At 65.4% G+C, this 16,505-nt stretch carries 22 protein-coding genes; 21 read left to right on the top strand and 1 reads right to left on the bottom strand.

What is annotated here, in order from left to right:
- The first annotated feature begins 61 nt into the window (after positions 1-61).
- From fliD to flgJ, 11 genes are read left to right on the top strand one after another with little or no spacing between them, the layout of a single operon-like run.
- Positions 62-1,438, top strand: a complete 1,377-nt coding sequence (gene fliD / locus A3Q7_RS0107130; RefSeq protein ID WP_018411168.1) for a flagellar filament capping protein FliD — start codon at positions 62-64, stop codon at positions 1,436-1,438.
- Between the two features lie 38 nt (positions 1,439-1,476).
- A complete protein-coding gene (fliS, locus tag A3Q7_RS0107125) occupies positions 1,477-1,863 on the top strand; it encodes a flagellar export chaperone FliS (RefSeq protein ID WP_018411167.1) in 387 nt (128 codons plus the stop codon).
- Positions 1,856-2,170 carry a hypothetical protein gene (locus tag A3Q7_RS0107120; RefSeq protein ID WP_018411166.1) on the top strand — a complete coding sequence of 105 codons (315 nt, stop codon included), beginning with the start codon at positions 1,856-1,858 and terminating at the stop codon, positions 2,168-2,170. The genes fliS and A3Q7_RS0107120 overlap by 8 nt, the downstream gene beginning before the upstream one ends.
- Positions 2,167-3,231 carry a flagellar hook-length control protein FliK gene (locus tag A3Q7_RS0107115; protein WP_018411165.1) on the top strand — a complete coding sequence of 355 codons (1,065 nt, stop codon included), beginning with the start codon at positions 2,167-2,169 and terminating at the stop codon, positions 3,229-3,231. The genes A3Q7_RS0107120 and A3Q7_RS0107115 overlap by 4 nt, the downstream gene beginning before the upstream one ends.
- 2 nt (positions 3,232-3,233) lie before the next feature.
- Positions 3,234-3,692, top strand: a complete 459-nt coding sequence (locus A3Q7_RS0107110) for a flagellar basal body-associated FliL family protein (protein WP_018411164.1) — start codon at positions 3,234-3,236, stop codon at positions 3,690-3,692.
- Between the two features lies 1 nt (position 3,693).
- On the top strand, positions 3,694-4,407 hold the full coding sequence (gene fliA, locus A3Q7_RS0107105; RefSeq protein WP_018411163.1) for a FliA/WhiG family RNA polymerase sigma factor: 714 nt from the start codon (positions 3,694-3,696) through the stop codon (positions 4,405-4,407).
- Between the two features lie 29 nt (positions 4,408-4,436).
- Complete coding sequence (motA, locus tag A3Q7_RS0107100; RefSeq protein WP_018411162.1) at positions 4,437-5,339, top strand: flagellar motor stator protein MotA; 903 nt, start codon at positions 4,437-4,439, stop codon at positions 5,337-5,339.
- Between the two features lies 1 nt (position 5,340).
- Positions 5,341-6,318 carry a flagellar motor protein MotB gene (locus A3Q7_RS0107095; protein WP_018411161.1) on the top strand — a complete coding sequence of 326 codons (978 nt, stop codon included), beginning with the start codon at positions 5,341-5,343 and terminating at the stop codon, positions 6,316-6,318.
- A gap of 55 nt (positions 6,319-6,373) precedes the next feature.
- Complete coding sequence (gene flgM, locus A3Q7_RS0107090) at positions 6,374-6,649, top strand: flagellar biosynthesis anti-sigma factor FlgM (protein WP_018411160.1); 276 nt, start codon at positions 6,374-6,376, stop codon at positions 6,647-6,649.
- Positions 6,646-7,065: a flagellar export chaperone FlgN gene (gene flgN / locus A3Q7_RS0107085; protein ID WP_018411159.1), complete on the top strand. Its 420-nt coding sequence runs from the start codon at positions 6,646-6,648 to the stop codon at positions 7,063-7,065. Before flgM ends, flgN begins: the two co-directional genes overlap by 4 nt.
- Positions 7,052-7,780, top strand: a complete 729-nt coding sequence (gene flgJ, locus A3Q7_RS0107080; RefSeq protein ID WP_018411158.1) for a flagellar assembly peptidoglycan hydrolase FlgJ — start codon at positions 7,052-7,054, stop codon at positions 7,778-7,780. The genes flgN and flgJ overlap by 14 nt, the downstream gene beginning before the upstream one ends.
- Here flgJ and flgA read toward each other — a convergent pair whose 3' ends face one another.
- A complete protein-coding gene (gene flgA, locus A3Q7_RS0107075) occupies positions 7,781-8,494 on the bottom strand; it encodes a flagellar basal body P-ring formation chaperone FlgA (RefSeq protein ID WP_018411157.1) in 714 nt (237 codons plus the stop codon).
- Between the two features lie 177 nt (positions 8,495-8,671).
- On the opposite strand from flgA, the gene flgB reads away from it, so the two are divergent.
- The 10 genes from flgB to flgK are packed head-to-tail and all read left to right on the top strand — an operon-like array spanning position 8,672 to position 16,503.
- Positions 8,672-9,037 (top strand): flagellar basal body rod protein FlgB, encoded by a 366-nt coding sequence (gene flgB, locus A3Q7_RS0107070; RefSeq protein WP_018411156.1) that lies wholly within the window; start codon positions 8,672-8,674, stop codon positions 9,035-9,037.
- Positions 9,038-9,039: 2 nt separating this feature from the next.
- Entirely contained in the window at positions 9,040-9,465 is a 426-nt protein-coding gene (gene flgC, locus A3Q7_RS0107065) for a flagellar basal body rod protein FlgC (RefSeq protein ID WP_018411155.1), read from the top strand.
- A 3-nt stretch (positions 9,466-9,468) separates the two neighbouring features.
- Entirely contained in the window at positions 9,469-10,128 is a 660-nt protein-coding gene (locus A3Q7_RS0107060) for a flagellar hook capping FlgD N-terminal domain-containing protein (RefSeq protein WP_018411154.1), read from the top strand.
- A gap of 16 nt (positions 10,129-10,144) precedes the next feature.
- On the top strand, positions 10,145-11,332 hold the full coding sequence (locus A3Q7_RS0107055) for a flagellar hook protein FlgE (RefSeq protein ID WP_018411153.1): 1,188 nt from the start codon (positions 10,145-10,147) through the stop codon (positions 11,330-11,332).
- 12 nt (positions 11,333-11,344) lie between these two features.
- Entirely contained in the window at positions 11,345-12,070 is a 726-nt protein-coding gene (locus tag A3Q7_RS0107050) for a flagellar basal body rod protein FlgF (protein ID WP_018411152.1), read from the top strand.
- 43 nt (positions 12,071-12,113) lie between these two features.
- The gene (flgG, locus tag A3Q7_RS0107045; RefSeq protein WP_018411151.1) at positions 12,114-12,890 is read left to right on the top strand and encodes a flagellar basal-body rod protein FlgG; all 777 of its coding nucleotides are present in this window, start codon (positions 12,114-12,116) and stop codon (positions 12,888-12,890) included.
- The gene (gene flgH, locus A3Q7_RS0107040; RefSeq protein ID WP_018411150.1) at positions 12,890-13,555 is read left to right on the top strand and encodes a flagellar basal body L-ring protein FlgH; all 666 of its coding nucleotides are present in this window, start codon (positions 12,890-12,892) and stop codon (positions 13,553-13,555) included. The genes flgG and flgH overlap by 1 nt, the downstream gene beginning before the upstream one ends.
- Before the next feature lie 9 nt (positions 13,556-13,564).
- Complete coding sequence (locus A3Q7_RS0107035) at positions 13,565-14,719, top strand: flagellar basal body P-ring protein FlgI (protein WP_018411149.1); 1,155 nt, start codon at positions 13,565-13,567, stop codon at positions 14,717-14,719.
- 2 nt (positions 14,720-14,721) lie between these two features.
- On the top strand, positions 14,722-15,090 hold the full coding sequence (locus tag A3Q7_RS0107030; RefSeq protein WP_018411148.1) for a rod-binding protein: 369 nt from the start codon (positions 14,722-14,724) through the stop codon (positions 15,088-15,090).
- Between the two features lie 33 nt (positions 15,091-15,123).
- Positions 15,124-16,503 (top strand): flagellar hook-associated protein FlgK, encoded by a 1,380-nt coding sequence (gene flgK / locus A3Q7_RS0107025; RefSeq protein WP_018411147.1) that lies wholly within the window; start codon positions 15,124-15,126, stop codon positions 16,501-16,503.
- Positions 16,504-16,505: the final 2 nt, after the last annotated feature.

The raw sequence follows: 16,505 nt of genomic DNA, 5'->3' as shown, positions 1-16,505 counted from the left end.
TTTTTTCGCAGGTCGGTCGCCTTGTCAGGTTGGAAGGTCCAACCGTATACAGGAGTCAGGCATGAGCACGACTTACGATCCCGTCACCACGGCGACATCGCTCGCGACCGCATATGTTTCGGCGGCGCAGACCCAGGTCGATACACAGACGACAAAGGCGCAGGCGACATCGACCGCGCTCACCAAGCTGCAAAGCGCGCTGCAGGCGTTCGATTCCGCGCTGACCTCGCTGTCGGGCAGCAAGGGGGTGGCACAGAACAGCGCCACCCTCAGTTCGACGTCGATCGGCACGGTCAGCGCCTCGTCCACCGCGATTGCCGGTGACTATCCGATATTCGTCGAGCAGATCGCGACCGCGCACCAGGTGGTATTTACCGACCTGCCGGCGGTGCCGGTGCCGATGAGCGGCATGCTCAGCGTCAATCTCGCCGGAGGCGAGACCATAGGCGTGGATTTCTCGGGCGCCGATCTGGATGCCGACGGCACGCTGTCGCAGGCGGAAATGGCACGCGCCATCAATCAGGCTGCCGACAACGACGGCAAGGTCACCGCGATGGTGATGACGGTGAATGGCTCGACCCAGCTCGTGCTTTCGTCGGCCGAAACCGGGGCCAGCGGACAGATCACGGTGGATACCAGCGGTCTGCCGGCTGGCTCGCTGAAGGATGCGTTCGACAACGGTACCGAACTGACCGCGGCCAAGGACGCCATTGTCTGGCTCGGGGCCCAGGGCACCGGCGTGAAGATCCAGCAGGCATCCAACACGATCACCGCGATCGAGGGGGTGACGCTCACCGTGAGCAGTGCGATGACCGCCGGCAGCGCGCCGGCCACGCTCAGCGTGGCGTCCGACCAGAGCGGCACCGCATCCAATATCCAGAAATTCATCGATGCGTACAACACGCTGCGCAGCACGCTGGACGAGCTGACCAAGAACGCCAACGCCGAATCCGGTACCGCCGCTGCGGCCTTCGCATCGGATGCCGGCATCCGCTCGCTGCGCAACCGGCTCGACACCATTCTGCGGCAGGAAGTGGGCGGCGTGCGCCTGTCGGACTTCGGCGTGAAGTCGGACCGCTCCGGCAAGCTGTCGCTCGATTCGACCAAGCTGCAGTCGGCGATGACGGCCGACCCGGATGCGCTGAACACGCTGTTCGGCAGCACCAGTACGACATCAAGCAGCGGCGTGCTCGGCAGTTTCGCCAGCTATCTGGATGTGTGGCTCGACACCACGGACGGACAGATCCAGCGTCGCAAGGAATCGGTCGAAAGTGTGCAGACGGCGCTGACCAAGCGCCAGGAGCGCATAGAGATCCAGTACGACAACGCCTACCAGCGCTATCTCACGCAATTCACGCTGCTGCAGTCGCTGCAGTCGCAGATGGAGCAGACCACCAACCTGTTCGACTCCCTGTTCGCGGGGAGTTCGAGTAGCTGAGGGCCTGCGGGTCAGCAACCCAGATCGGAACCACCACCTTGAACTACGACGTCTACCAGAGCTATCACGCCGCGAATCTGCACGCGCAGACCGCACGCGCCACACCGGTACAACTGGTGCTGATCCTTATGGATGGCCTGCTCGAAGAGATCGCGCGCGCGCGCGCCCACATTCTTGCCGGCCGTTACGAACAGAAGGCGACCAGCCTGGATCGCTGTGCGGAAATGCTCAACGGGCTGTCCAGTTCGCTCGACCTGGATGCGGGTGGAGAGGTGGTGTCCAACCTGGCGTGGCTGTATGACTACTGCGCGTGGCGGCTGGCGGAGGGCGGCATCAAGCTCGATCCGGCGATGCTCGACGAGGTGGCCGGCTTGCTGGAAACCATACGGCATGGCTGGACAGGACTGGTGGGCGATCATGAATAAGCAGCAGGAAACCTTCGCCCGCATCGCCACCCGGCTGCAGCAGGCCGCTCTGCATGCCGACTGGCAAGAATTGTCCGAAGCGGATCGCGAACTGGCCGATCTGCTCACGCCCTATCTCGGTCGCGGTCAGCTTGGCGCGGCCGAGCTGTCGGCACTGATGGTTCTGCGCAAGGTGCACGACGATGCCTTCGAACGCTGTGTCGAGGCCGGCGAGCGCATTTCGCTGCGCCTGGCCGAACTGGGCGCGGCGCGCGATGGCTGGCTGGCCTATGCCCACGATAGAGAGATATCCGGGGAAGCGATATGAATTCACCGCTGTTGAACATTCCGTCGTCGCAGCCCGCGCCCGGCGTACCCGCCCAGGCACCTGCCGCCGCCGCGGTGCCCGTTGCGCCGGCGGCCGCAGCCGGCACCGATACGCTGGCGCAGGCCAGCGCACAGTTCATTGACCTGCTGCGCACACTCGGTGCCAGCGTGCCGGTAGCGCCCGAGGTGGTATCTGCCGGAGACGGCACCGCGACCGGCGACGATCAGACGGACACCGAAGCCGAAACGGACACCTCTCCGGCCGACCGGCTGCCGTCGCAGTCGCTGTTGCCGAGCGCGCTGCACGCTGCGCTGATGGCGCCGGCGGCCGATACACGCCGGCAGGTTGCGCGCCCGGATGCCGCCACCGCCGACGCGGTGACGGCGGCCGGCGCGTCAGCGCAGCCGGCTGCCTCCGCTGCGCTTCCTTCGTCATCGCCCGGCGCCGTGGCCGAGCTTGCAACGGTGCCGGCGGCGGCAACTTCGCTGCGCACCGACCGTGCTGCGGCAGCGCCGGCCGCGACGAGCGACACGTTCGAGGCGGTGCCGGTGGCGCAGGTCACCGCCAGTGCGGCACCGGCCGCTGCGCCGCAGAACAATCCCGGCGACAGCGCCGACGCGGTGCTGACGCTCAAGCCCTCCGCCCCCGAATCCTGGCAGCAGCCGCTAACCGAGGCGCTCGGCGAGCGGCTGCAGATGCAGTCGGGCCGCCATGGCGAACGCGCCGTGATCCGTCTCGATCCACCGGCTCTGGGACGCATCGAAATCGTCGTGCAGCAGGATGCGGCCGGTGCCATCCAGGTCCAGCTCAGCGCCAGCAACGGCGAGGTGCTGCGCCAGTTGCACACGATGGGCGACACGCTGCGTCAGGACCTCGGGCAGCGTCAGCAGGCGGATGTGACGGTCGTGGTGTCCGACGGCAGCCGCGACATGGATGGCCGCTCACGCTCGGGCCAGCAACAGCAGCCGCGCGAGCAGGGCCGCCCGGGCGATGCGCTGGCCGAAGCGGAAACGGGATTCAAGGACAAGGGCTTCACGCTCGCCTCTGAAGGAAACGCCTGATCATGAAGAAAGCCGTTCTTTTCTCCCTCGTCGGCGTGGTGCTGCTCGCTGCCGGCGGCGGCGGCGCATGGTGGTTCTTGCACAAGTCGGGTGGCGCGATCGATGCGCACGCGGCCCAGGCACCCGAACTGCCGGCTGCCGAGCCGCAGAAATACGTGAGCCTGGACAAGGTGATCGTCATGCTGCGGCGCTCGCCGGAGGACACCGGCACCCGTTACATGTCGATGGATCTGGTGTTCACGTCGGCGATCGCCAAGGAAAAGGAAACCAAGGAGCACCTGCCCATGCTGCGCAGTGTCGCGGTGCGCGCCCTCTCGCAGATGACGGCCACGCAGATCGCCGGCATGTCCATCGACGAACTGGCGGTCGAGGTCAACAAGGCCTTCATCGACAGCTACCAGAAGGAGCGTCGCGAGAAGCCCTTCAACGAAGCTTTGATAGGCAAGCTGATCGTCGAGTGACATGGACATGCATTCGGACTACGCCGAGGTGAGCAGTGTTGCCGCGGTCGCCGGTGACGCGGCCGACGAGCAGCGCTGGCTGATCGAGTATGCGCCGCTGGTCAAGCGTACCGTCCGTCAGTTGCTGCCGCAGGTGTCCGGGGCGATGGATCGCGAGGACATGGAGCAGATCGGCCTGATGGGGCTGCTCGAGGCGCTGCGTCGATATGGCACGCCCGACGAGAGCTTTGGCGGCTTCGCGGCGCTGCGTGTGCGTGGCGCCATCCTCGATGAGTTGCGGCGCCAGGACTGGCGGCCGCGCACCGTGCGTCAGGACAGTCATCGCACGCGTGACGCGGTGCGGGCGCTCACGCGCCGGCTCGGGCGCGAGCCGAGCGAGGCAGAAGCGTGCAAGGAACTGGGCATCAGCGCGGAGGCCTTCCAGGCGCATCTGCTGGCCGAGAACGCGGAAACCATCGCCAGCTTCGACGAGCTGATCGGCCAGATGCAGGAAATGGCGGGCAGCAGCCAGTCGCCGGAGGAGCAGTTGATGGCGCGCCGCAGCCTGGCGCAGGCCCTGTCACGGCTGGATGAGCGCGAACAGCGCGTGATCCAGCTCTATTACGAATTCGATCTGAGCTACAAGGAAATCGCCGCCGTGCTCGATCTGACCGAAGCACGCATCTGTCAGATCAACAAGGCGGCTCTTCGCAAGATGAAGGAATTCCTGCGCTGACGCGCAGGGCCCAACCAAGGGGAAGCAGCATGCAGTCCATCGTAGGCATTGCCATCATCCTGATCTGCGTGTTCGGCGGTTTCATGCTGCACGGCGGCAAGCTCGAGGTCATCTGGGAACCGATCGAACTGATCATCATCTGCGGTGCGGCAGCCGGCGCCATCGTGCTCGGCAACCCGGGCCATGTGCTGAAGGAAATGGGCCTGCAACTGAAGAAGGTGATGCTGCGCAAGAAGCCGGGCGAGGAGTTCCAGCGCCAGTTGCTGCTGCTCATGTACGAACTGCTGCAGACCGCCGCTGGCGGCCTGAAGGCGCTCGATGCCCACGTCGAGGCGCCGCACGAGAGCGAAATGTTCAGGCGCTATCCGCTCATCCTGGAAGAACCCAAGCTGCTGCACTTCATCGTGGACAACTTCCGGCTGATGGCGATGGGCAAGATCAATTCGCATGAGCTGGAAGGCGTGCTCGACCAGGAGATCGAGGCCATCCACGAGGAAATGTCGCAGCCCGCCCGCTCGCTCGCCAAGATCGGCGAGGCGATGCCGGGCTTCGGCATCCTGGCGGCGGTGCTCGGCGTGGTGATGACCATGAACGTGGTGGCGGAGGGCGCCGGTACCGGCGAGATCGCGGTGCGCGTCGGTTCGGCCATGGTGGGCACCTTCATCGGCATTTTCTTCTGTTATGGCGTGCTCGATCCGATCAGCAACATGATGAAGCAGCTCGTGGGCGAGGAACTGCAGGCCTTCGAATCGGTAAAGGTGGTGCTGGTGACGCACGTGTCGGGCAAGCCGCCGCTGCTGGCGATCGACGCGGGCCGCCGCCTGGTCCAGCTCAATATCAAGCCCAGCTTTGCCCGCCTGGAAGGCTGGATCAACGCAATGCAGAACGCGGGCGACCCGGGCGCGACACCGCGTCGTCGCGCAGGGGACTGATGTGGCCAAGGAAGGCGGACACGGCGAAACCGTCGTCAAGCGTGTTTCCGGCAAGGGACATGACGACGCGCACGGCGGCTCGTGGAAGGTGGCGTTCGCCGACTTCTGCCTCGCGCTGCTTTGCCTGTTCCTGGTGCTCTGGCTGCTCGCCTCGCGCGAACAGGAAGCGCTCAAGCAGGTGGTGCGCCAGGCCGACAACAGTCGCATAGACGAAGGTGCCGGCCTGATGGCGCAATCGCTGGGCGGCCCGCGCGGCAGCCTGATCGACCGCGAACCGATGCCGCCGCGCGAAGGATCGTCCGCGCCGGGCCATGATTTCGCGCGCGCCGACAGCGAGGCGTCGCCGGGACAGAAGGTGTCGCGCGTCAATTACGAATCGCCGTCCGACATGGAGGCGCTGGCGCGCGTGATGCGCAAGCTCAGCGCCGATGCGGGTCTGGAAGGCAATGTGCTCGCCGTGGTCACGCCCTACGGCTTGCGCGTCATGCTGCACGACACCGATCAGCAGGGCATGTTCGAGCGCGGGAGCTGGTATGCCAGCGAACGCTTGCGCAAGCTGCTGCGTTCGCTCGGACCGCTGTTCGCACAGATGGAAAACCAGATGCTCATCGTCGGTCACACCGATTCGGTGCAGTACGCGATGCGCGACGACATGGCTTTCTCGAACTGGACGCTGTCGAGCAATCGCGCGCTGAGCGCGCGCTCCCAGCTCATGGCGGGCGGCATGCCGGCGAGCAGCGTGCTGCAGGTGGTGGGCATGGCGGATCGCTCGCCGGTCAATGCGGAAGAACCGACCGCCGGCGTGAATCGTCGTATAGAGTTGCTGATACTGACGCGCAAGCAGGCCGAGCTGGTGTCGGCGATGTACGGCCGGCCGACCGAGCGGCTGCCGCTGGCCGAGGGGGCCTTTGCCACGATGCCTGATCGCGCCGCGCTGGAACAGTTGCGAAATCAGGTTGCGTCACCATCGGCGCGGTGAAGATACGGGATGCAATGATGGTCGAATCATGCGTACGCGATTGAGAGGACATGCGATGAGAATCAATGGACAGGGTGTGGCCGGCATCGGCAACGTGACACCCGCGACCGACGCGCCTGCGGCCGGGCCGGCGACGGGGTCGACGACTGCCCCGGCGCCCGCGCTGCAGTCGGCGGTACTGCAGCCGGCCATGGCGGCGCTTGCCGGAATGCCCGAGATCGATCAGGCGCGTGTGGACGCACTGCGCGAGGCACTGGCGCGCGGCGAGGTGCCGTTCGATCCGGACAAGCTCGCCGGCCTGATCGAGCGTTTCCACGGCAAGCAGGGATGAAGACTGCCGAAGCGATGGCGCGCGTGATGCGGGACATGCACGCCGACCTGGGCGACTACGATGCGCTGCGCGAGGCGCTGCAACGGCAGTTCGCGGCTGCGCTCAAGCACGACTCGGAGCGGCTTGCCGAACTGGCCGGCCAGGTGACCGATATGGTGGCCCGGCTCGAAGAGCGTCGCCGCGTGCGCGCGCGCGTGGTGGATGTGCTGTGCGGTCCGCACGGGCGCATGAACGAACTGTTCGCGCGCATGCCGGCGCCGATGGCGGATCGCTGTCGCGCAATGTGGCGGGAGCTTGAACGCAAGGTGGGCGAATGCAAGCAGCTCAATGTGCGCAACTGCCTGCTCATCACCAGTCAGTTCGAAATCATGCATCGCGTGATGCATGGCGAGGAGGACACGTATGCTCCGGCCTGAGTCGGCGACTTCTCCGCTGTCGTCCAACGTCGAAGCCACACGGCCGACTGCGGCAATCGGGCAGCAGGGCGGTTTTTCGTCGCTGTACAGCGAAGTGGCCGCAGAGGTCGGACAGTTCATCCGCCAGGGCAGTCAGGCGGGCGGGCAGGGCAGCGCGACGGCCGCCCAGGCCCTGACGCCGGAAGCCGGTCTGCTGCGCGCCCGCGTGCAGGGGAGCCTGACGGCCGCTGACAACGGTGTCGACGACGCAGACCGTCGTGCCTTCATCGACCGCATCCGGCCTCTCGCCAACGAGGCCGCCAGTCGTCTCGGGGTCGCGCCCGAACTCGTGATGGCGCACGCTGCGCTGGAATCGGGCTGGGGTCGCAGCCCGGTGCGCTCGTCCGACGGGCGCTCCACGTTCAACCTTTTCGGCATCAAGGCAGGTGCGAACTGGCAGGGAGAACGGGTGACCGCCATGACGACCGAACATGTCGATGGCGAGGATGTCGGCATGCAGGACACCTTCCGCAGCTACCCCGATGCGCGCAGCGCCTTCGGCGATTACGCGCGGCTGCTGAGCGAGAACCCGCGCTATGCGTCGGCATTGAATGCGGGCGGGGATGCCCATGCCTTCGCCCAGGGCCTGGCGCGCGGTGGCTATGCGACCGATCCGGCCTATGCCGACAAGCTCGCGCGCGTGGCGCAGCAACTCATGACGATGGCCAGGCGCTGATCAATCCCGCGCGCGCGATACCGGCTCGACCTCTCCCGGACCGGTCACGCGTGCGCGCACGACAACGCCGGAAGAAAGGTTGCGCACGCGCACCGTGTCGCCGGTGGCCCCGGTATCCAGTGCCTCCCCGGTCATCTGTACCTCGATGCCGCCATTGCGCGCAACGATGAGCACTTCGTCGCCGCGCTTGACCGCGATGGCGGCAGACAGCAGTTTCTTGCGCAGGATGTCGCCCGGATGCAGGGCGCGCCGCCCCGTCATGCCCAGCACCTCGGCGGTGTCGCCGAATGCATCGGGCACCTGTGTCACATCGCGCTGATCGAGAGAGACATCACCTTCCTGTATCGGCCGTCCGGCCTGGATGTCACTGCTCGCGACCACCACATCGGCCGCGATGCGACCGCGCACCGTCACCTTCTGCGACCAGTCGTCGCCCGGGCAGCGCACCGTGAAGCGCATGCGCTGCGCATTGCGCACGTCCACCGTCTCGACAGAGAGGCGGCTCTTGCACGCCGGAGGCGGACGCAGCAGCGGCTGCATGCTGGCGGTGATGCTGGGCGCGACCAGTCCCATCCTGTCCACCTGCTGTTCCAGCACCTGGCGTGCCGCCTCTTCGACCGCGCGCGCCAGATCGGCCGCAGGGTCGGCGCCCGCCGCCGGGGCGGACAGCGCGCAAAGCAGGAGCAGGGCGCGTCGGCCGGTGTTGTTTGTCATGGTTCTGAATCCGTTTCGTCACCCGCCTGAAAGAAAACGAAGCGCGTTCGTCAGGCATTTCACGGTTGGACCTTAACAGTTCGGGGCGCGGGTTAAAAACCCGAAAAGAGGGGCTTAAGTCCGCCTGTGCAGAGTCGTTAGTGGCATTGAACCGTACGCATACACTTAGGAGACCGCATGGGTATCGACTTCGGAAAAGCCCTGGGCGTGCACGGGCAGGCACTGCAGGCCAGGGCGGAACGCACGCGCGTCATCGCCGAGAACATCGCCAACCAGAGCACGCCCGGATATCAGGCACGCGATCTCGATTTCTCGTCCACCCTGCGTCAGGCCATGAATGACGACCAGGGCGGGCTGTCGCTCGAAAGCGATGAGCCGGGGGTGCTGTATCGCGTGCCCTACCACCCGACGCAGGACGGCAACACGGTCGAGCTCGGCGTCGAGCAGGCCGCCTTCTCGCAGAACACTTCCGACTTCCAGGTCAGCCTCACCTTCGTCAACATGAAACTGAAGGGCCTGGCAAAGGCCATCACGGGACAATAACCATGTCATTCCGGGACATCACGCAGATCGCCGGTTCGGCGATGGCCGCGCAGACGGTGCGGCTGAACACCATTTCCAGCAATCTCGCCAACGCCGAGTCGGCGGCCGGCTCGGAGGCGGCCGCATACCGTGCGCGCAAGCCGGTGTTCGCCACTCTGGTGGGGGGCGAGGACATCGGCGGCGCACCCGCGGTGGCCGGCCGTGTGCAGGTGCTCGATGTCGTCGAGAGTACCGAGCCGCTTCGTTCGGTCTATGAGCCGGACAATCCGCTGGCCGACGAGAACGGCCGCGTCTATTACCCCAATGTCAATTCGGTCGCCGAGATGACGGACATGATGTCCGCCTCGCGCGCATTCGAAACCAATGTCGAGGTGCTGGGCCGCGTGAAATCCATGCAGCAGGCACTGCTCAAGCTCGGGGAGGGCTGATCGATGGAAACCACGCAGGTTGGTTCGTCCAGCCAGAACGTCGCCGAATCGTCGGGCACCGTCAGCAGCAACGGCGAGATATCCGATCTGTTCACCACGCTGCTGGTGGCACAGATACGCAACCAGAATCCGCTCGAACCGACCGATGCCAGTCAGTTCGTGAACCAGCTCACGCAGCTCACCCAGGTCGAGTCGCTGCAGTCCATCGCCGATCTCACCAGCGCCAATACCTCGGCGCTGTCCAGCCTGCAGATGCTGGCCATGGGCGCCCAGGTGGGGTCCGAAGTGATGGCGGTGTCGGACAGCGTGCTGCTGGATGGCGATGCGGTGAGCGGTTCGTTCACGCTGGAATCGTCGAGCAGCGAAACGTCGCTGCTGCTCACCGGCAGCGATGGCGTGCAGCACACCATCGCACTCGGCACGCTGGCGGCGGGCGATGTGCCGTTCGAAATCGATCCGCAAGCGCTCGGTCTGCCTGCAGGTCGTTACTCGGTCAGCGTGAGCACCAGCAGCGGCGAGACGCCGGACATCGAATTCGCCGGCCGGCTGCTCAGCGTGCGCGCCTCCGGCAGCGCGGTGGTGCTCAATATCGAAGGACTGGGTGAGGTGCTGCCCGGCTATGTCACCCGTTTCAATGGCCGTACGGCCACTTCCGTGAACTGAGGAGAGGGACTGTTCCATGAGTTACGAAATTGCGCTGTCCGGCATCAACGCAATCAACACCCAGCTTGAAACCATATCCAACAACATCGCGAACACCGGCACCTATGGCTACAAATCGAGCCGCGCCAACTTCGCCGCGATGTACGCGGGTACCCAGCCTACCGGCGTCGAGGTCGCGTCGCTGACGCAGAGCATAGACATTGGCGGCAGCGTGTCGACCACGGGCCGCGGTCTGGACGCCGCGATCCAGGGGCGGGGCTTCTTCGTGACGCACGACTCGTCGGGCGCATCGATGTACAGCCGGGTCGGAATCTTTTCGACCGACAAGGACGGCTTCATCGTCGATACTTTCGGCCGCAAGCTGCAGGGCTATGAAATGCTGCCGGGCAGCACGACGCTGGGCGCGATGGGTGATCTCAAGGTGCCGGCCGGTCAGATTCCGGCGGAAGCCAGCGATACCGCACAGTACGTCGGCAACATGTCGGCGGACTGGACGACGCCGACCGCCGCGCCCTTCGACCCGACCAATCCGCTCACCTTCAACAGTTCGCAGGTGATGGTGGTGTACGACTCGCTGGGTGGCAAGCACAGCCTCGGCCAGTACTTCGTCAAGAGCGGCACCAACCAGGTCACCGCACACTACACCTTCGATGGCGTGGACCTGGGCACCACGACCGCGCTTGACTTCAACACCAGTGGCGCGCTGGTGACGCCGGCTGCCCCGGTGTCGATCGCACTCGGTACGCCGGCCGGTGCCAATGCGCTGACCGTGGCCATCGACTACACCGGCACCACACAGTTCGGCGGCGATGCCACGGTGCGCATCAACAGCGCCGACGGCTTCGCGTCCGGCACCATGATAGGCGTGCAGATTGCGGAAGACGGCTCGGTCATCGCCCAGTACAGCAACAACCGCAAGGAGCCGGTGGGCAAGATCGCGCTGGCCGTGTTCCCCGACGAAGGTTCGCTCATCGCGGAGAGCGACACGAGCTGGACCAGTTCGCCGGCATCCGGCGAGCCGCTGTTCTTCACGCCGGGCGAGGGCATGGCGGGCAGCCTCACCGGTGGCGCGCTCGAACAATCGAATGTCGACATGACGTCCGAACTGGTGAGCCTGATGACCGCGCAGCGCAATTACCAGGCCAACAGCAAGGTCATTTCGACGCAGACCGAAATGATGCAGGCGCTGATGCAGGCCGTCTGAGCGGACTGAACCATGGATGCGCTGATCTATACCGCGATGAGCGGCGCCGAGCGGGCGCTGCATGCCCAGCAGGTGCGGGCCAACAATCTCGCCAACGCCGACACCGCCGGCTTTCGCGCCGACCTCGAACTGTCGATGGCGGAAACCGTGCAGGGCTACGGCTACGACGCGCGGCACATGGGACGGCTGCGCGCCGACACCGTGTCCAACCGCCAGGGCACGCTGAAGCAGAGCGACCGCGATCTCGATGTCGCGGTCATCGGCGATGGCTACCTGGCGGTGCAATGGGGCGACGGCGAGGCCTACACGCGTGCCGGCGCCTTGAATGTCGAAGCCGACGGCACGCTCACGTCGAATGGTCGTGCCGTGATGGGCGAGGGTGGCCCCATCGTGTTGCCGCAGTACTCGCAGATCAGCATAGGCGAGGACGGCACGATATCCGTGCTGGCGCCGGGCCAGACCCTGATGCAGCCGCTGGAGCGGCTCAAGCTGGTGCGCCCGGACCCGGCCCAGGTGAGCAAGAACGAGGCGGGCCTGATCGTGGTGCGTGGCCAGCAGGCACTGCCCGCCGATCCGACGGTGCGTGTGCGCAGCGGTTTCCTCGAAGGCAGCAATGTGTCCGCGGTCGAGGAAATGGTGGCGACGATGGCGCTCAATCGCGACTTCGAAATGCAGATGAAACTCTATAAAGCGGCCGATTCGATGGCCGATACGGGCAATCGCCTGATCCGGGAATGAATGGCGCACGCGCCGCTACAGGAGAACCGACATGAATCCGGCAATGTGGATCAGCAAGACGGGCGTGCAGGCCCAGGACGCCAAGCTGCAGGCGATCGCCAACAACCTGGCCAACGTGAACACGGTGGGCTTCAAGCGCGATCGCGTGCTGTTCGAGGATCTGTTCTACCAGATCGAACGCGAGCCGGGCGCGCAGCGCGACGACAATACGGTGACGCCGGGTGGCGTGCAGCTCGGCACCGGTACCCGCCTGGTCGGCACGCAGAAGGTGTTTACCACCGGCAATCTGCAGACCACGGGTCAGTCGCTGGATATCGCGATCGCCGGCAACGGCTTCCTGCAGGTGCAGCGGCCCAACGGCGACCTCGCCTATACGCGCGCCGGCCAGTTGCAGAAGAATTCGGAAGGCCTGCTGGTGACCTCGCAGGGCCTGCCCATCGTGCCGGAAATCACCATTCCGGCGAACGCCACCGCGATCACGATAGGCGAGAACGGCATGGTGTCCGCCACCGTACCTGGCCAGGCGGCACCGCAGGAAGTCGGTCAGCTCACGCTGGTGAGTTTCGTCAATCCGGCCGGCCTGCTTGCCATGGGCGACAACCTCTATCAGGAAACGGCGGCCAGCGGGGTGCCGACCGAAGGCAACCCGGGTGCCGACGGTCTGGGCAAGATCAAGCAGGGTGCGCTGGAAGGTTCGAACGTGCAGGTGGTCGAGGAAATGGTGGACATGATCGCCGCGCAGCGCACCTATGAAATGAACACCAAGGTGCTGTCGGCGGCCGACAACATGATGCAGACCCTGGCCCAGGCGGTACGCTGATGCACCGGATCGCCCTCCTTGTCGCGTCGAGCGTGCTGGGCCTGCTGGCCGGCTGCTCGACCCTGCATCAGCCCAAACCGCCGGTGTCCGAGCTGGACCGCCTGCCGCCGCCGGTGCAGCCGCCGATGCGTGGCTCGGCGGGCGGCGTGTTCCAGCCGACTTCGGCGTGGGCGATCACGTCGGACAGCCGGGCTTTCCGCGTCGGCGATGTGGTGACCGTTGTGCTGGAGGAAACCACCCAGGCGAGCAAGGCCGCGGGCACCTCCTTCGGCAAGGAGAGCACGGTGGCGGTACAGCCCACCCGCATCATGGGCAAGCGGCTGAATACCGAAGTGAGTGCCGATGCCCAGGCCGATTTCAGCGGCAATTCCACCAGTTCCCAGCAGAACCGGCTGCAGGGCTCGATCACGGTCATCGTGCATGAGGTGCTCCCGAACGGACTGCTCAAGGTCAGTGGCGAGAAGACCCTCTACCTGAACCAGGGCGAGGAAACCGTCAGGCTGCAGGGCTATCTGCGCGCGTCCGACATCAGCACCGACAACGCGGTGTCGTCGCAACGTGTGGCGAATGCCAAGATTTCCTATTCCGGCGAAGGCGTGCTGGCGGATGCGAACAGCCCGGGCTGGCTGCTGCGCTTCTTCGTCGGCGCGCTGATGCCCTTCTGAGTCACGGTCATGAATCGATCCCTTCGCGTGCTGACGGCGCTGCTGAGCCTGGGTGTCTGCGTACAGCCGCACGCCGCCACAAAGCCACCCGCCAAGAATGTGGCGGTCGCCCCGGCGCCGCGCACCCAGGCGCTGCGCAATCTGGTGAATGTCGAAGGCGTGCGCGACAACCAGCTCATCGGCTACGGTCTGGTCGTCGGCCTGCAGGGCACCGGCGACAGTACCCAGGTGCGCTCGGCCGGCCAGTCGGTCACCAATATGCTCAAGCAGTTCGGCCTCAAATTGCCGGACGGCGTGCAGAGCCGCAGCAAGAACGTGGCCACGGTCATGGTGAGCGCCACCTTCCCGCCCGGGTATCGCAAGGGCCAGAGCATCGATGTCACGGTGTCCTCGCTTGGCGACTCGAAAAGCCTGCGCGGCGGCACGCTGCTGCTTACGCAACTGCGGGCGGCCGATGGCGAAATCTACGCGCTGGCGCAGGGCAGCCTGGTGGTCGGTGGTCTCAGCGCCAGCGGCGGCAGCGGGTCGAGCGTGACGGTCAATACGCCGACCTCGGGCCGCATTCCGAATGGCGCGACGGTAGAGCGGGAAATCCCGACCGATTTCGATGCCCGACCGACCGTGCTGCTGAGCCTCAAGCGGCCGCATTTCCAGACCGCGACCAATATCGTCGAGGCGATCAACAAGCGCTTCGGCGAATCGATTGCCAGCACGCGCGACGCCACTGCGATCGAGGTGGCCGCTCCGGCCGACCCGACACAGCGCGTCGCCTTCGTCGCCCAGCTCGAATCGATGTCGGTGGCCGTGGGTGAAACGACGCCGCGCGTCGTATTCAATTCGCGCACCGGCACGGTGGTGATTTCGGAGGGCGTGACCGTGCGTCCGGCCGCGGTATCGCATGGCTCGCTCAAGGTGATCATTTCGGAAAGCAGCAATGTGAGCCAGCCCGGTCCGCTCAGCAATGGCCAGACCGCGGTCACGCCGCGCTCCAAGGTCGAGGTCGAGCAGGGCGATGGACGCATGTTCGCATGGCCGGCCGGTGCCAAGCTGCAGACCATCATCGATACCGTCAACAGCATAGGCGCCACGCCGGACGACATCATGTCCATCCTGCAGGCGCTGGACCAGGCCGGCGCCATCGACGGCGAACTGATCGTGATCTGACCATGGACATTTCCACACTTTCTTCCTCGGCGAGCCCGGCCGACCACAGCAGTGAGCCGGTCCAGCCGGCCGTCGGCATCGATCCTGCGCTGCGCAAGAAGGCGAACGAGGCGGCCGAGAAATTCGAGGCTTTCTTCATCAAGGAAACCCTGAAGCAGATGCGCCGCAGCACGCGCGAAATGGCAGGCGAGGACAGCATGCTCAGCAACAAGCTGAACGAGGACATGCTCGATCTGGCCGACGGTTTCGTGGCCGATGCGATGGCCTCGCAGCGCGCCTTCGGCATCGCCGACGTCATCCTGCGGCAGTTGATTCCGGAAGACGCGACGGCGCTTAAGTCATCGCACGCGCCGGTCGCCAGAAAAGCTTGAGCATGGGGCACCGCCCCCTTACGGAGAATTCTGATGGGCATCATTGAAAACGGATTGACCGGATCGCTGGCCGCTCGCGCTGCGCTCAGCGCGACGAGCCAGAACATCGCCAACGTGATGACCGAGGGCTACACCCGCCAGGGCGTGGTGCTGGCATCGGTCCAGCCGCTGCAGAGCGGTGCGATCTCGGCCGGCAGCGGCGTGAAGGTGTCGTCGCTGATGCGTTTCAGCGACGACTACAAGAACCTGCAGATGTGGCAGGCGGCCTCCGAGCTCGGCTATCGCGAAACCGCCAAGCCCTATCTCGACCAGCTCGAGCAGGTGATGGGTGACGATACCTCGGGCATCAACAATGGCCTCGACACCTTCTTCAGTGCGCTCAATGCCGCCAGCGTGGAACCGAGTTCGGTGCCGCTGCGCGCCCAGGTGCTCACCGCCGCCGATGCGCTCGCCCAGCGCGTGAACAACCTCACTTCGGTGCTGGCCAACCAGCGCGCGGCCGTGCAGCAGCAGCGCACCTCGCTGGTGTCGCAGATCAACTCCACCAGCGCCAACATCGCCGAACTGAACAAGCGCATCGCCGAGGCGCAGGCCGCGGGCATCAACGCGTCCGGCCTGATGGATGCGCGCGACCAGGCGATCGATACGCTGGCGGGCATGGTGTCGATACAGGTGGTGAATCATCCGGACGGATCGCGCAACGTGTCGCTGAAGACCGGACAGCCTCTGGTGCTGGGCAGCGCCGCCTCGACCATGACCGTCACGTCGACCATGGCGGGCACGCAGGAACTGAGCCTGCAGTTCGTCAATGAAACCTTCGCGGTGCGCGACGACAGCCTGGGTGGCGAGCTTGGCGGTCTCGCATCTTTCGAGTACGACACCTTGCTGCCGTTGCGCGATTCCATCGCCGACATCGCATCGGAAATCACCACCCTGATGAACAATCAGCTCACCTCGGGCTACACCTTGTCAGGTACCGCAGGCAGCGCGCTGTTCGTGTTCGATGCGTCAAGTTCGACCTCCATGCTGTCGATAGACAGTGCGGTACTGCCGCAGGACCTCGGTTTTTCGTCGGATCCGACCAAGCCGGGCAACAGCGACAACCTGCTGGCCATGATTGCGTTGAAGGACCAGCCGATCACGGTGACGTCGCTCGGCTCGGTGCGCATCGGCGATGCGAACACCCAGCTCATTGGTCGCCTCGGCATGCAGAGCCAGCAGAACCAGGCCTCGCTGGACACCGCGCAGACCGTGCGCAACCAGGCGGAGGAGAGCTGGAAATCGACCAGCGGCGTGAACCAGGACGAGGAAGCGGTGAACCTGATCCAGTTCCAGCAGATGTACCAGGCGAACATGAAAGTCATCACTGTGGCCAATGAGCTGTTCGACAGCACGCTGGCCATGATGGGTTGAGG

The organism is Methyloversatilis thermotolerans (assembly GCF_000372885.1).
GTDB classification, from domain to species: domain Bacteria; phylum Pseudomonadota; class Gammaproteobacteria; order Burkholderiales; family Rhodocyclaceae; genus Methyloversatilis; species Methyloversatilis thermotolerans.
This window is presented reverse-complemented; position numbering and strand designations above follow the sequence as displayed.